Source organism: Streptomyces sp. NPDC050388, assembly GCF_040655635.1.
In the GTDB taxonomy this organism is placed as follows: domain Bacteria; phylum Actinomycetota; class Actinomycetes; order Streptomycetales; family Streptomycetaceae; genus Streptomyces.
On sequence record NZ_JBFAKH010000011.1, the window covers coordinates 75,308 to 90,010 of the forward strand.

Sequence of the window (14,703 nt, forward strand, 5' to 3'; positions counted from 1 at the left end):
GACCGGGCCGGCGTGGGCCCCGGCCTCCTCAGCCGGACAGGGCGTCCAGCAGCCGGTCCACGTCGGACGGTGTGTTGTAGAGGTGGAAGGACGCCCGCAGATGGCCGGCCCGGTTGGACAGAGCGAGGCCGGCCCGGTCCAGCTCGGGCTGGAGACGGCCCAGTTCCGGCACGGAGACGATGGCCGAGCCGGGTGCGGGCACGGGCTCGTGGCCCAGCGTGGCGAGCCCCGCCCGGAAGCGGTCGGCGAGGGCGAGGTCACGGGCGTGGATCGTCTCCACACCGATCTCCTCGACGAGTTCGAGGGAGGCGCGCAGTCCCGCGTAGGTGAACAAGGCAGGGCTCACATCGAACCGGCGGGCCGAGTGGGCGAGTTCGGTGACGGGTCCGTAGCAGCTGTCCCAGGGCCTCTCCCCCGCGACCCACCCCGCCTGCACCGGGGTCAGCCCACCGAAGTCCTCCGGCACCACGAGGAAGGCCGCCCCGTGCGGGCCGAGCAGCCACTTGTAGGCGATGGCGACGGAGTAGTCATGGGCGTCGGCGTCGACCGGCAGCCAGCCGGCCGCCTGGGAGAGGTCGACATAGGTGCGCGCGCCGTGCTCCCCGGCCGCCTCCCGCAGCGCGGGCAGATCGGCGATCCGGCCGTCGGCGGACTGCACGGCGCTCACGGCGACCAGGGCGGTGCCCGGGCAGACGGACTCGGCGAGCCGCTCCAGGGGCACGGCCCGCACCTTGAGGTCGCCGCGTACGTGGAACGGGTTGAGCACCGAGGTGAAGTCGCCCTCGACGGTGAGGACTTCGGCGCCCGGCGGCAGCGAGGCCGCGATCAGGGCGGTGCAGAGAGCGGCGGTGGCGCCGACCGCCACGCGCTCGACGGGGACGCCGACCAGCCGGGCGTAGGCGGCCCGGCACGCCTCGACATCGTCGGACAGCGGATCCAGCGGGCCGCCCTCGGCCCTCAGCCGCACGGCCTTTTCGAGGGCGGTCACCGTACGCACGGGCAGCAGGCCACTGCTCGCGGTGTTGAGGAAGGTGCTCTTCGGGGTGAACTCGGCACGGACGAGGTTCGCGAAGGTCTCCATGGGACCACTCTGCGGTCCCGGGACCTCCCCGTCCATCGGCTTTCAGGCCCGCCCGGCGGAGTCAGCTCTGCGGGACCGCGCAGCCGTCGGGACCGCAGGCCTCCGCGTCGCCGTCGACGATCTTCAGCGGCGACCGCTCGCCCCACGCCTGGGTCAGCGCCCGGGTGAACACCTCGGCGGGCTGGGCGCCGGAGACGCCGTACGTGCGGTCGATGACGAAGAAGGGCACGCCCCGCGCGCCGAGTTCCGCGGCTTCCCGCTGGTCCTCGCGCACCTCGGCGGCGTACGCGTCCGGGTCGGCCAGGACCGCGCGGGCGGCGTCGGTGTCGAGGCCGGCGGCGGTGGCGAGTTCGAGGAGGCGTTCGTCGTCGCCGAAGACGGACCGCTCCTCGGCGAAGTTCGCCCGGTAGAGGAGGTCGAGCAGCTCCACCTGGCGGCCCTGGGTGCGGGCGAAGTGCAGCAGGCGGTGCATGTCGAAGGTGGCGCCGTGGTCGCGGCCCCGGGTGCGGTACGGCAGTCCCTCGGCCGCGGCCTGGGCGCCGAGGTTGTCCTCACCGGCCTCGGCCTGTGCCTGGCTCATGCCGTACTTCTTGGTCAGCATCGTGAGCACGGGCTCGATGTGGTCCTTGGCCCGGCCGGGGTCCAGCTCGAAGGAGCGGTGCACCACCTCGACGTCGTCACGGTGCGGGAACTCGCCGAGCGCCTTCTCGAACCGCGCCTTGCCGACATAGCACCAGGGGCACGCGATGTCCGACCAGATTTCGACACGCATCGTTGAGGCACTCTCCCAGGGGTGAGGACACGGAGACTCCCTCCGCTGCCTGCGTGAACGTTCAACCAGTGGGGTTCATTCCCCCGGCACGGCGAAGCACAGGTGGAGGTGGTGGTCGTCCTCGGCGGGCGGATGCCCCGGGTCCGGGGTCCAGCCCCGGCAGGCGTAGAAGGCCTGGGCCCGCCGGTTGTCGGTGTGCACCTCGAGCACGGCGGTCCGCCGGCCGTTCGCCCGCCACTCCTCGACGCAGGCGGTGTGCAGGGCCGTGCCGATGCCGACACGCCACTGGCCCGGGTCGGCGTGGAACTGGAACAGCTTGACCGTGTCGGCGAGGGCGCCCGGTGGGGTGCGGAACGAGGCGATGCCGACCAGGTGGCCGTCCCGCACCGCGCACAGCACCTGCCCCTCGGGGTGCTCGACGGCCTCCTGCCAGCGCGCCGGCCAGTCGGTGCCGTCGTCGGGGAGGCCGTCCGGGTAGTACGTGGACCGGGCGCGCAGGTGCAGCGCGGCGATGTCCGCGGCCTCGGCCGCCAGGGCGGTCCTGATCACCAAGGGGCCCATGGTCCGGTGCGATTCGATCACGCACTGCAGGACGTTCCCCGGCGGGCGGTGGTTCCCGGTGTGCCGGCCCCCGTCGCGTTCCGTCGCGCGGGCCCGTCCGGCGGATCGTGCCGGACGGGCCCCCGCGTGCCGTGCGGCGGCGGGCGCGCGTTCAGCGCTCCAGGTTGCCGTTGAAGCGGCGCGGCAGTTTCTGCGGGTTGTCGTCGTGCAGTTCCGGCGGCAGGAGGGCGGCCGGGCTGTTCTGGTAGGCGACGGGACGCAGCCAGCGCTCGATGGCGGTGCCGCCGACCGAGGTGGAGGTGGAGGTCGTCGCCGGGTACGGGCCGCCGTGGTGCTGGGCCGGGGCGACCGCGACGCCGGTCGGCCAGGCGTTGACGAGGACCCGGCCGGCGAGCGGGGTCAGTTCGGCGAGGATCTCCGCGCCCCGGCCCCGGCCGGCTCCCTCCTCCTCGGACAGGTGGACGGTGGCGGTGAGGTTGCCGGGCAGGCGGGAGAGGACGGAGCGGACCTCGGTGTCGTCCTCGTAGCGGGCCACGACGGTGACCGGGCCGAAGCACTCCTCCAGCAGTAGGTCGTGCTCGCCGTCCGTGGTGAGCCTGCTCGCCGGGACGGTGAGGAAGCCGGCGCTGACTGTGTGCTCACCGCCCGGGCCCGGGGTCACCGGGGATTCCACGTCGGGCAGTTGGGCGCGCTCGGCGACCCCGGCGACGAAGTTGTCGCGCATCCGGTGGTCGAGCAGGACACCGGGGTCGGTGTCGCTGACGGCGTCGGTCAGGGACTTGACGAGGCGGTCGCCGGCCGCGCCCGCCGGGGCGAGGACGAGGCCCGGCTTCACACAGAACTGGCCGACGCCCAGCGCCATCGAACCGGCGAGGCCGGCACCGATCGCCTCGGCTCGTTCGGCGGCGGCGGCCTCGGTGACCAGGACCGGGTTCAGCGAGCCCAGCTCGCCGTGGAACGGGATCGGGACCGGGCGGGCGGCCGCCGCGTCGAAGAGGGCGCGTCCGCCGCGCACCGAGCCGGTGAAGCCGGCCGCCGCGACCAGCGGGTGCCGGACCAGTTCGACGCCGGCCTCGAAGCCGTGCACCAGGCCGAGCACGCCCTCGGGGACGCCGTGCCGGGCCGCCGCGCGGCGCAGCACCTTGGCGACCAGCTCGGACAGGCCCGGGTGGTCGGGGTGGGCCTTGACGACCACCGGACAGCCGGCCGCCAGCGCGCTCGCGGTGTCGCCGCCGGGGACGGAGAAGGCGAAGGGGAAGTTGGAGGCCGAGTAGACGGCGACGACCCCCAGCGGGACCTTGTAGCGGCGCAGGTCCGGGACGGGCGGGGTGGCGGTGTCGTCGGGGTGGTCGATGACGACGTCGAGGAAGGCGCCCTCGTCGACGATGTCGGCGAAGGCCCGCAACTGGTAGCACGTGCGGGCGAGTTCGCCGGTCAGCCGGACCGGGCCGAGGGCGGTCTCGGCGTCGGCGGCCTCGACGAGGCGGCCTTGGGCCGCCTCGAGCTCGTCGGCGGCGGAACGCAGGAAGGCCGCACGGACGGTGCGGTCGGCCAGGGCGCCCCGCGCGTCGTGCGCGGCCCGGACGGCGGCGTCCACCTCCTGGGCCGTGGCCTCCACCGCGACCTGTTCCCGCTGCCTCCCGGTTCGGGGGTCGACGCTCCAGACTGGTGCTGCTGCCACCGCGAGTCCCTCCACTTGACTGCCGCCCTCAATGCCGCAGTATGTACGTCACCCATCGGCGGCGTTCGATATACTGAACACTGTCTCTGATGATGAATGTGCTGCTGGAGACTATAACTTCAGCTTCTCGTCGAACGAAGGGTCAAGGGAATGTCGGCTGGCGAGACGGGCGGCGGCGCACAGGTCAAGTCCGCGGTGCGGACCGTTGAACTGCTCGAGTACTTCGCCGGGCGCCCCGGTATGCACTCCCTGGCGGCGGTCCAGGAGGCCGTCGGCTACCCCAAGTCCAGTCTCTACATGCTGCTGCGCACCCTCGTCGACCTCGGCTGGGTGGAGACGGACGCGACGGGCACGCGGTACGGCATCGGCGTGCGGGCGCTGCTCGTGGGCACGTCCTACATCGACGGCGACGAGGTGGTGGCGGCGGCCCGTCCCACCCTGGACCGGCTCTCGGACGACACCACGGAGACCATCCACCTGGCCCGGCTCGACGGCACCAACGTCGTCTATCTGGCCACCCGGCAGTCGCAGCACTACCTGCGCCCCTTCACCCGGGTCGGCCGCCGGCTGCCCGCGCACTCGACGTCGCTCGGCAAGGCGCTGCTGAGCACGTACCCGGACGAGCAGGTGCGCAAGATGCTCCCGCAGACCCTGCCCGCCCTCACCGAGCACACCATCACGGACCGGGAGAAGTTCATCGAGGAGCTGCACCAGGTGCGCGAGCAGGGCTTCGCCGTGGACCGCGAGGAGAACACGCTCGGGCTGCGCTGCTTCGGGGTGGCGATCCCCTACCGCACGCCCGCGCGGGACGCGATCAGCTGCTCGGTGCCGGTCGCCCGGCTCACCCCCGCGCACGAACAGATGGTCAAGGACGCCCTGTTCGACGCGCGCGACCGGCTGACCCTGGCCACCCGGAGGCTCTGACCGCGCGGACCCCCGCGCGCGGTGCACCACGGCGACTCGGCGGTGCACGGGGACCGGGCGGACCAGGGACGGGGGCCATGTGCCGGTCCGGGGGTGTCAGTCGCCGAGGTGGGTTTCGCGGGTGCGGGCGGCGGCCGAGGCGCCCGCCGGCAGCAGACCCCTTCTGGACACGGGCAGCGGGGAGGGCGTGCGGGGCTCCTTCGGTACGGGGAGGACCGGGGCGGGCGCGCGCCACAGTGGGGGTGGAGCGCGCCCGCCCCGGCGAACGGGGGTGCGGGGGTGTCAGGAGGTGTCAGCGGACGCGGCCCGCTCCCGCGCCGTGCTCGACCAGTGCCGGGACCACCTGCGCCGGGTGGACGGCGGTGCGCAGGGCGGGGGTCCAGCCGGCGCCGGAGCGGAGGGCCACCTCGGGGTTCTCCGCGTTGTGCACGGCGATCAGGTCGACCCGCTTGCCGTTGACGCGGTTGTCCCGGGCGGTGAGCGGCGAGTCGTTCCACCGCTTGAGGATCTTCGCCGGGCTGACGCCCTCGGCCAGCGTGAACGCGTTGTGCTCGGCGACGAGCTGGGACTCCTTGCCGACGCCGAAGCTGTAGCCGTAGCCCCGGCCGGCCACGAAGTGGTTGTTGTAGACGTCGACCTGTCCGAAGCGGACGCGCGGCGCGCGCTCGACCAGCTTCGAGAACAGGTTGTGGTGGAAGGTCACCTTCAGCCTGCCCCGGTCGCCGACGGCCGTGGACTCGCTGTCGCTGTTGCCGATCAGGATCGTCTTGTCGTGCTCGGTGAAGACGTTCCAGGAAGCGGTGACGTAGTCGGCGCCCCGGACGATGTCCAGTTCGCCGTCGTGCTGCTGGTACAGCATCCCGAAGTGGGTGGGGGCCTCGCTGTCGGGGTGGTCGCCGTCGGTGAAGGTGTTGTGGTCCAGCCAGACATGGGTGGAGCCGTGGACGACGGCGGTGTCGTACTCGGAGTTCCAGTTGCCCCGGTCGCCGTCGGTCGGGTCCCACTGCGGGAAGCAGTCCACCGGGCTCTCGAGGGTGAGGTTGCGGACGATGACGTTGTCCACGCCCTTGATCTGCAGGCTGGCGCCCTTGAACCCGGCGTCGCGGCCGACGCCGATGATCGTGGTGTTGGGGGGGATGTTCGCCTTGATGGCGGTGTCCTGGTTGGCGGCCGAGACCCTGCGCAGGCCCTCGGGGCTGTCGTCGGGCTCGTCGGTCAGGTCCTGTTCCAGGCCCCAGGTCTCGGGCGCGTACTTCGCGAGGTAGTCGTCGAAGTCGTAGCCGGGGGCGGCGAGCGCGTCGCAGCCGTCGGAGACCGCGTCGATCGTCCCCCGCACCTTGATGATCTTCGGGGCGCTGCCGCCGTCCGCCAGGGCCGCCTTGAATCCGGCCCAGTCGCTGACGGTGCGGACGTGCCCGGCGGTGGCGTCGGCGCCTCCGGTGGTGCCGGTTCCGTGGGACGCCCAGCCGTCGTTCGCGCCGAGCGTCTGCCGGGCGACGTCGCGGGGGTGGCCGGGGTGATGGCCGGCGTGGGCCTGGACGCCGGTGCCGGTCAGGACCAGCACGAGGGCGGTGCAGCCGGCCAGCGAGGCGACTCTCACTATGGCATGCCCCTGCCATGTCGATCCGTTCATGATGCTGCTCTCCCTTGTTTCTTGCGCTTCTCGTGTTTCTCGTTCTTCTCGTTCGACCGGTCAGCCGGCCGTGACGGCGTCCGGCCAGGTGATCCAGGACTCGGGGATCGCCTCGTCCAGCCGGCGCACGTCCCGCGGTGCGAGCACCCGGGTGCGCAGCAGCTCCCGGACGACCAACCGGGCCACGGCGATCGCGCCGGGCGGGTTGAAGTGCGTGTTGTCCTGCTCGCTCGCCGTCCAGTTGAAGTACTTCTTGGTCTCCTCGACGCCCAGCTCCTGCCACAGCGCCAGCGACAGGGCCTGGATGTCGAGCAGCGCGACCCGCTCCTCCTCGGCCAGCGCCCGCATCGCCGCCGGGTACGCACCGTGGCTCGGCACGGCGTCGCCGACCGGGTCGAACCTCCGGCGCTCCACGGCGGTGGCCAGCACGGGCCGCGCCCCGCGGGCCCTGGCCCCGGCGACGTACAGCCGCAGGTACTCCCGGTACGTCGTCCAGGGCTCGGTGTAGCGGCTCGGGTCGGTGGCCTTCTCGTCGTTGTGCGCGAACTGGATCAGCAGGAGGTCATCGGGCCGGACGGCGTCGAGGACGGCGTCGAGCCGCCCCTCGTCGACGAAGCTCTTCGAACTCCGTCCGTTCACGGCGTGGTTGGCGACCACGAGGTCATGGCGGAGCAGGAAGGGGAGCACCGTGCCCCACCCGGTCTCCGGGGCCGCGTCGGCGTACTTCCGGGCCGCGGTGGAGTCCCCGGCGATGTGGAGGGTGCGGGGCCGGGGCCGCCGGGGCGCGGCCCGGGCGGTGCCGGTCACCGTGAGGGCGAGGGGGAGGCCGAGACCGGCGGCGGAAACCTGTCTGCGCGTGAGCGACACAAGCCTGTGCCTTTCAGCAAGGGTCCGGGAAAGCGCCCCTCGGGGGCGCGGGACTGTACCTGTGTGCGGGCGGCCGCGGCGCGGGGGCGCGGCCGGGCGCGGGGACGGCCGCGGCCCGGAGCGAACGGGCCGGCGGCCACCCCACGGTGACACCGGGAAGCGCTCAGGCCATCTGCTCCTGCCACTCGGCCTGGGCCTCGTTCAGCTGCTCGGCCAGGTTGTCGAGGAAGTCCTTCGCGCTCATGTCCCCGAGCAGCACCTTCTGGAAGTTCGGCTCGTTGTCGGCCTTGGAGACGGTGTTCCAGTCCGGCAGGTAGTACGGCAGCTGGACGATGGTCGTCGACCCGTCGCTCAGCGCGTCCGCGGCCAGCTTGGTCGGCTCCGCCTCGGCGATCCAGTCGTCCTTGGCGGCGTCCAGGTTCGAGGGCACCTGGCCGGCGGACTCGTTGAACTTCGAGTTCGCCTCGGCAGAGACCGCGTACTCGATGAACTTCCAGGCGGCGTCCTTGTTCTTGGAGCTCTGGAACACGCCGAGGCCGTCGACCGGGTTGGAGACCTGGACCCGGTTGCCGTCGGGGCCGGTGGGCTGCGGGATGCCCCGGAACTTGTCGGCGCCGAGCGCCTTCACGTGGTCCTGGTACGACCCGAGGTTGTGGTTGAGCATGCCGATCGTGCCGGAGTCCCACTGCGCGACCATCTTGGTGAAGTCGTTGTTCAGGTCGGCGGCGGGGGTGACCTTCTTGAACAGGCCCGCGTACTTCTCCAGGGCGTCGACGTTCTTCGGGTCGTTGACCGTGGTCTTCTCACCGGTGGAGTCCCAGAACGTGGTGATGCCGGACTGGCCGTACATCGCGTCCAGGGCCTGGGCGATGGATCCGGCGCCACCGCGGATGGTGTAGCCGAACTCGTTCTTGCCCTTGTCGCTGAGCTTCTCCGCGGCCTTGAAGAAGCGCTCCCAACTGGTCGGTTCCTCAAGACCCGCCTTCTCGAACAGGTCGGTGCGGTAGTAGAGGACGCCGTTGTTCGCGGAGGTCGGGACCGAGTACAGCTGGTCGTCACCGCCGCCGGCGGCGCGCAGCGACTCGATCATGTCCTTGTTGAGCCTGCCGTCGAGGGACGACTTGCCCAGCCGGTCGTCCAGCGGGGCGAGCGCCTTCTGGGCGGAGAAGCCCGCGAGCATCGACGCGCTGATCCCGCCGACGTCCGGCAGGCCGCCGCCCTGGATGGCGGTGTCGACCTTGGACTGGTACTCGGTGGCGGCGATCCCGACGTACTCGACGTCGATCTCCGGGTTGGCCTTCTCGAAGTCGGCGATGATCTCCTTCCAGATCGCGGTGCGGACACCGCCGTTGTTGTCCCAGAAGGTGATCTTGCCCGTGCCGCTGCCCTCGGCACCCTTGTCGCCGCCGGCTCCACTGCCGTCGTCGCCGCAGGCGGTGACGGTCAGCGCGAGCACGGCGCCCAGGGCGACGGCGGCCGACGTCCGGCGCCTGCCTGTGCTGCTTCTGCGATTGCTGATCTTCATTGGTCGGCTCTCTTCTTCTGGTTCCGACGGGATGTGCGGGTGTGGGGGCGTCTCGCGGTCGTCCGGTGGCGCTCAGCCAGGTGGGGGCGGTGTCGGCAAGCGCTTGCCGTGGAGGTGCGTCATTACGGCTCCCGACAGGCTTGACGGAGGAGGGTGGTTACGCGGCGCTGATCCTGAACTGCGTGAAGGTCGCCGTCCCGGCGTGCCCCCGGCCCGCCGGGGCGAAGGCGACCAGACCGAGCAGGGCGCCGACCCAGCGCCACGGAGTGGCGGCGAAGGTCTGCCCGGAGGAGCGGAAGCCGTCCCCGGTGTCGTACGAGAAGCGGCAACGGGCTCCGGCACCGGCCTCGATCCGCAGCCTCACCCGGCCCTCGGGGGCGAGCCGCGGGTGGTCGGCGTCCCGTTCCCTCTCGGCTGTCGTCTCGGCGAACCGGTGCACCAGGTGCGCGGTGCCGTCCGGTCCCCGCTGGAGTCCGATCCAGCGGTAGGCGTCGCCGAGGACCGCGAGGCCGGCCCGTGCCCCGGGCTCCTGGCTGTCGAGCCGCAGTTCCACCTCGACGGTGCACGGGGTGCCGGGCAGCCGCTGGGTGAGCACGTTCGCCAGCCTGCGCAGGTCGTGCGTGTCGGCGGTGCGCACGCAGGTCAGCCGGAGCCCGTCGGTGGAGTGCCGGACGGCCCAGCCTTCATGGGGGTCCCCCCTGCTCGAGCAGAGCCGAGAGCTCGGGGGAGGGTTGGCCGTCCACTGCCACTGACGGCCGTAGCGGCCTCTGGGGAAGTCGTCGTCGGTGGCGGGCGCCGCGGCCGGCTGCGCGGGCAGGTCCGGCCGGCGGTGCCCGGCGACCGGCGCGCCGGCGTCCCCCAGCACCGGCCAGCCGCCCGCGGCCTCCCAGCACATCGGCTGAAGATGCACGACCCTGCCGTACGCCCCGCGCTGCTGGAAGTGCAGGAACCAGTCCTCGCCGCTCGGGGTGCGCACCCAGCCGCCCTGGTGGGGGCCGTTGACGTCGGTGTCCCGCTGTTCCAGGACGACCTTCTCCTCGTACGGCCCGAAGAACTCACGCGACCGGAAGGCGCCCTGCCAGCCGGTCTCCACTCCTCCGGCGGGCGCCAGGATCCAGAACCGGCCGTCGTGCCGGTAGAGCTTGGGGCCCTCCAGGGTGAACCAGCCGGGTATGCGGTCGGCGTCGACGATCACCTTGCCCTCGTCGAGGAGTTCGGTGCCGTGGGGGTGCATGCGGTGGCCGGTGAGCCGGTTGTTGACGCCGCTGCGGGACCTGGCCCAGGCGTGCACGAGGTACGCCTCGCCGCTCTCCTCGTCCCACAGCGGGCACGGGTCGATCAGGCCCTTGCCGGCCTTCACCAGGTGGGGGCGGGTCCAGGGCCCCCGGATCTGCGGGGCGTTGACCTGGAAGATGCCCTGGTCGGGGTCGCCCCAGAAGATCCAGAACCGGTCGTCGTGGTGGCGCAGGGACGGCGCCCAGACCCCGCGGTCATGTCGGGGGGCCGCGAACTCGCTCTCGGGTTCCAGTCGTTCGAGGGCATGGCCGACGAGCGTCCAGTTGACCAGGTCGCGGGAGTGCAACAGCGGCAGTCCGGGGACGCGGCCGAAGCTGGAGGCGGTCAGGTAGAAGTCGTCGTCGACGCGGATCACGTCGGGGTCGGACCAGTCGGCGTTCAGGACCGGGTTCCGGTAGGTGGTGTCCGCCGGCGCGGCGCTCATGGGATCACCGCCTTGCGGACCAGGGCGGCGGCGTCGTCCCGGCCGAGCCGGCCGTCGGCGACGACGGTGACGACACGGCGGACCACCGTCTCCCCGGGCGGGACCGGCAGCCGTTCGTCGTGGGCGAGGGAGGAGCCGACGCCGGGGTACTCGGCGGTGCGCACGAACCAGGGGTCGCGGCGGGTCGGTCCGGTGGCCCCGGCGAAGACCAGCGTCCAGCGGGCGCCGGCCAGGGCGAGCCAGTCGGCCCGTCGGCCGTGCGCCGCGGCCTCGCCCTCGGTGGAGGCGGTGAAGACGTCCGGTGCCGTCGCCTCCTTGCGGGCCCGCCAGAAGAAGCCGCCGTAGGCCGCGCCGGGGCGGCCGTTGGTGGCCGGACTGCCGATGGAGAGCGGCAGCCCGGTGGCGTTGGTGAGGGAGAAGGTGAAGTCCAGCGCCCAGGCGGTGTCGGTGAGTTCGGTGGCGGTGACCGTACGGCGCTCCCGCAGCAGCTCGTCCGGAGCGGCGATCCAGCGCAGTTCCTCCACGAAGCCGTCGGGGTCCCGCAGTGGGAAGGAGGTGTGCCGCTGGGAGCCGTGGTTGTCCAGTTCGGTCGGGCCCCGGTCCCGGACGTAGGTGCGTCCGCCCCAGAAGTTGTGCCCCTCGACGTCGGGAACGGCGACACCGACGCCGAGGTGGTGGGTGTGGTCCGCGGGGGACAGTTCGGTGACCACCGTGCCGGCCAGGGTGGTGACGGGATGCAGATAGGGGCGCGGGGAGAGTCTGCGGGGCAGCTCGGGCCGGGAGACGTACCGGCCGACCGGACGCCCGGCGACGCGCAGGACCGTGGAGTCGTCGCTGGTCATCGGGTGTTCACCTCTTTCGGCGGGTGCTGTGCGGAACGCTGGGCGGGCGGCGCCCAGGGGGCGCCGAGTTCGGAGTAGAGGGACAGGGTGTCGGCGGCGGCCTCGACGAGCCGGTCGATGCCCGGTACGACACGGCGGTTCTCGCCGGGAACGCGGTGCCAGGCGCCGTCGGACAGCGGGGCGGGGTCGGGCGCCTGCCGGATCGCCTCGACGACCTTCATGAAGGCGCCGGTCGCCTCCGGGGGGACCAGCAGGGGGACGCGGGTGGTGAGGTGCTCGACGAGGTTCTCCAGCAGGTCGGTGCGGCCGAAGTGGAGTTCCTCGGGACCGTGGCCCGCGCGCTGGACCAGGACGCGGTCCTGCTTGTACCAGAAGGTGATCCGGCCGCTGGTGCCGTGCACCATGACGTACGGCTCGTCGGCCCGCTCCGCGCACAGGGTCGCGGCGACGGTGACCGGCCGGCCCTGTGCGGTGGTGACCCGGACGCAGGAGGTGTCGTCGGACTCGATGTCGTTGGCGCGCAGCAGTTCGGTCTCGATGCCGGTGACGTCCTCGGCGCGGGTGCTGCCGCCCAGCGCCAGCGCGGTGGCGACGGCGTGGGCGAGCGGGTTGGTCAGCGCCCCGTCGACCACGTCGACGCCGTTCAGCCGGCGCCGGCCCGCCCAGGGCGCCCGCCGGAAGTAGTCCTCGGCGCGCACCCAGGCCCCGGCGCCGCCGATCCCGGTGACCCGGCCGATCGCACCCCCGGCGACCAGTTCGCGGATCGCGGGCACGGCGTGCGAGCCCAGCGACTGAAAACCGATCTGGCAGGCGACACCGGCCGCGGCGACCCCGTCGGCCATCCGGCGGAACTCGGCGTAGGACGGCGCGGGCGGCTTCTCCAGCAGGAGGTGCGCGCCCCGTTCGGCGGCGGCGAGGGCGAGGTCGGTGTGGGTGGGGATCGGGGTGCAGACGACGGCGATCCGGGCTCCGGTGGACTCCAGCAGGGCACCGAAGTCGGCCGACTGCTCGGGGGGTTCGCCCCCGGAATCGCCCTCGAACTCGTCCTCGGTGAGGGGGGTGAGCTCACAGACGCCGGCCAGCCGGACGAGTCCCGCCTCCCGGAGCCGGCGGATGTTCGCCAGGTGCCAGCGACCGTGGCCGCGGGCACCGGCGAGCACGACGGGGATCGGCCGGGACACGGACCGGGGCGCGAACCGGGGCGCGGTCATCCCTTCACCGCCCCCGCGCTGAAGCCGGTGATCAGCCACTTCTGGATGAAGGCGAACACGATCACGACGGGCACGGCCGCGATGATGCCGCCCGCGGCGAGGGCGCCGAGGTCGACGCTGTCCGCGCTCATCAGGGTGTTGAGGCCGACCGGGATGGTCTGCTTCTCCTGGTTGTTGAGGAACATCAGGGCGAACAGGAAGTGGTTCCAGGAGTGGACGAAGGCGAACGAGCCGACGGCGATCAGACCGGGCCGCAGCAGCGGCAGGACGACCACCCGGAACGCCCGCATCCTGCTGCACCCGTCGACCCAGGCGGCCTCCTCCAGGGAGTACGGCACGTTCTTGATGAAGTTGCTGATGAGGATGATCGACAGCGGCAACTGGAAGACCGTCTCGGCGATGATGACGCTGCCCAGCGAGTTGATCATCTGCAGCCCGGCGAAGATCTCGAACAGCGGGACCAGGAGCAGCGCGCCGGGCACGAACTGGGAGCACAGCAGGGCGAGCATGAAGACCCGCTTGACGCGGAAGTCGAACCGGGCGAGCGCGTAGCCGCCGGCCAGCGCGACGAGCGTCGTCGCGAGCAGGGTGGCGACTCCCACGAGCACGCTGTTCTGGAAGAAGGTGCCGAAGGCGCGGTCCGTCCAGACCTTCTCGAAGTGGACCGTGGTCATCGGCCAGGGCACCAGCGAGGTCGAGCCGGCCGGGCGCAGGGCGAAGAGCAGGATCCAGTAGAAGGGGAGGAGCGTGAACAGCAGGTAGATGCCCAGCGGGAGGTAGATGTGCCAGCGGGGCACCTCGTCCCAGGCCCGGTGCTTCTTCCGCGCGGGGCGGCCCGGCGGCTCGGCGGCGGAGCGCGCGGGGGCGGGGACGGCCGGGGCCGCCTCTTCGGTGATCACTTGCTTTCGCCTCCGAACTTGCTCAGCCGCAGGTAGACGATCGAGCAGAAGAGCAGAATCACGAACGCGACCGTGGTGAGCGCCGAGGCGTAACCGAAGTCGTGGGCGTCGACGCTGGTGTTGGCGATGTAGAGCGGGAGCGTCGTGGTCACGCCGGCCGGTCCGCCGCCGGTCAGGGTGTAGAGCAGGTCGACGTTGTTGAACTCCCACACCGCGCGCAGCAGCGTGGACAGGATGATGGCGTCCTTGAGGTGGGGCAGGGTGATGTGCGTGAACTGCTGGAAGCGGCTGGCCCCGTCGACCTCGGCGGCCTCGTACAGGTCCTTGGAGACGGACTGGAGGTCGGCCAGGATGAGGATGGCGAAGAAGGGGACACCGCGCCACAGGTCGGCGACGACCACCGCCGAGAAGACGGTGGAGGTGTCCGACAGCCAGCTGGTGCCGTAGTCGCCGATGCCCATGTCGGCGAGGTAACGGGTGATGCCGGTCTGGGAGTTGTAGAGGAGCACCCAGATCGCCGAGGTCAGTACGCCGGAGACGGCCCACGGGGAGAAGACCAGGGCGCGGCCGATGCCCCGGCCGACGAAGGTCTGGTTGACGATGAGGGCCAGCGCGAGCCCGAACATCAGCTGCAGGCCGACCTCGACGAAGACCCACTTGGCGCTGAAGACCAGCGTGTCCCAGAACAGCGGGTCCTCGGTGAAGAGGTGGACGAAGTTGTCGAGGCCCGCGAATCCGTTCCGCCACGGCTTGGTCGGGTTGTAGTGCTGCAGGCTGTAGTAGAAGACGCTGATCACGGGGTAGGCGATGAAGCCCAGCATGAGCAGCCCCGCCGGGGCGATCAGCAGGTACGGCAGCCTGCGCGGCGTGGCGGAGGCACGGCGCCGCCTCGGTGGCGCGGGCGGTTTCGCCACGGCTGCGGCTTGGGCCATGACTGTTCTCCGTTTCTCGGTACGTCGTACTGTGCGGCGCGTTCCCGGTGCGGTG

Annotated in this window: 13 protein-coding genes; 1 reads left to right on the forward strand and 12 read right to left on the reverse strand. The window is 72.0% G+C overall.

Features of this window, described 5'->3' with window-relative positions:
• Nucleotides 1-28: 28 nt before the first annotated feature.
• From AB0I73_RS08755 to AB0I73_RS08770, 4 genes are all read right to left on the reverse strand, one after another.
• Nucleotides 29-1,081 carry an aminotransferase class V-fold PLP-dependent enzyme gene (locus AB0I73_RS08755; protein ID WP_363035186.1) on the reverse strand — a complete coding sequence of 351 codons (1,053 nt, stop codon included), beginning with the start codon at nt 1,079-1,081 and terminating at the stop codon, nt 29-31.
• Between the two features lie 61 nt (nt 1,082-1,142).
• Nucleotides 1,143-1,853 carry a DsbA family oxidoreductase gene (locus AB0I73_RS08760; protein ID WP_363035188.1) on the reverse strand — a complete coding sequence of 237 codons (711 nt, stop codon included), beginning with the start codon at nt 1,851-1,853 and terminating at the stop codon, nt 1,143-1,145.
• Between the two features lie 75 nt (nt 1,854-1,928).
• Nucleotides 1,929-2,414 (reverse strand): GNAT family N-acetyltransferase, encoded by a 486-nt coding sequence (locus tag AB0I73_RS08765; protein WP_363035308.1) that lies wholly within the window; start codon nt 2,412-2,414, stop codon nt 1,929-1,931.
• Nucleotides 2,415-2,565: 151 nt separating this feature from the next.
• Nucleotides 2,566-4,095 (reverse strand): aldehyde dehydrogenase (NADP(+)), encoded by a 1,530-nt coding sequence (locus AB0I73_RS08770; protein ID WP_363035190.1) that lies wholly within the window; start codon nt 4,093-4,095, stop codon nt 2,566-2,568.
• Nucleotides 4,096-4,245: 150 nt separating this feature from the next.
• On the opposite strand from AB0I73_RS08770, the gene AB0I73_RS08775 reads away from it, so the two are divergent.
• Entirely contained in the window at nt 4,246-5,019 is a 774-nt protein-coding gene (locus AB0I73_RS08775; protein ID WP_363035192.1) for an IclR family transcriptional regulator, read from the forward strand.
• A gap of 292 nt (nt 5,020-5,311) precedes the next feature.
• Here the strand turns inward: AB0I73_RS08775 and AB0I73_RS08780 are convergent, their stop codons facing one another.
• The 8 genes from AB0I73_RS08780 to AB0I73_RS08815 all read right to left on the reverse strand — a co-directional run bounded on the left by AB0I73_RS08780 (nt 5,312) and on the right by AB0I73_RS08815 (nt 14,648).
• Nucleotides 5,312-6,652 carry a pectate lyase gene (locus tag AB0I73_RS08780; RefSeq protein ID WP_363035194.1) on the reverse strand — a complete coding sequence of 447 codons (1,341 nt, stop codon included), beginning with the start codon at nt 6,650-6,652 and terminating at the stop codon, nt 5,312-5,314.
• Nucleotides 6,653-6,712: 60 nt separating this feature from the next.
• The gene (locus tag AB0I73_RS08785; protein WP_363035196.1) at nt 6,713-7,519 is read right to left on the reverse strand and encodes a rhamnogalacturonan acetylesterase; all 807 of its coding nucleotides are present in this window, start codon (nt 7,517-7,519) and stop codon (nt 6,713-6,715) included.
• Nucleotides 7,520-7,682: 163 nt separating this feature from the next.
• Entirely contained in the window at nt 7,683-9,044 is a 1,362-nt protein-coding gene (locus AB0I73_RS08790; protein ID WP_363035198.1) for a sugar ABC transporter substrate-binding protein, read from the reverse strand.
• A 157-nt stretch (nt 9,045-9,201) separates the two neighbouring features.
• Nucleotides 9,202-10,764, reverse strand: a complete 1,563-nt coding sequence (locus AB0I73_RS08795) for a family 43 glycosylhydrolase (protein WP_363035200.1) — start codon at nt 10,762-10,764, stop codon at nt 9,202-9,204.
• Nucleotides 10,761-11,606, reverse strand: coding sequence for a PmoA family protein (locus AB0I73_RS08800; RefSeq protein ID WP_363035202.1), 846 nt, complete (start codon nt 11,604-11,606; stop codon nt 10,761-10,763). Before AB0I73_RS08800 ends, AB0I73_RS08795 begins: the two co-directional genes overlap by 4 nt.
• Nucleotides 11,603-12,817 carry a Gfo/Idh/MocA family oxidoreductase gene (locus tag AB0I73_RS08805; RefSeq protein WP_363035204.1) on the reverse strand — a complete coding sequence of 405 codons (1,215 nt, stop codon included), beginning with the start codon at nt 12,815-12,817 and terminating at the stop codon, nt 11,603-11,605. Before AB0I73_RS08805 ends, AB0I73_RS08800 begins: the two co-directional genes overlap by 4 nt.
• Nucleotides 12,814-13,716: a carbohydrate ABC transporter permease gene (locus tag AB0I73_RS08810; RefSeq protein WP_363035206.1), complete on the reverse strand. Its 903-nt coding sequence runs from the start codon at nt 13,714-13,716 to the stop codon at nt 12,814-12,816. The genes AB0I73_RS08805 and AB0I73_RS08810 overlap by 4 nt, the downstream gene beginning before the upstream one ends.
• Nucleotides 13,713-14,648 carry a sugar ABC transporter permease gene (locus AB0I73_RS08815; RefSeq protein WP_363035208.1) on the reverse strand — a complete coding sequence of 312 codons (936 nt, stop codon included), beginning with the start codon at nt 14,646-14,648 and terminating at the stop codon, nt 13,713-13,715. Before AB0I73_RS08815 ends, AB0I73_RS08810 begins: the two co-directional genes overlap by 4 nt.
• Nucleotides 14,649-14,703: the final 55 nt, after the last annotated feature.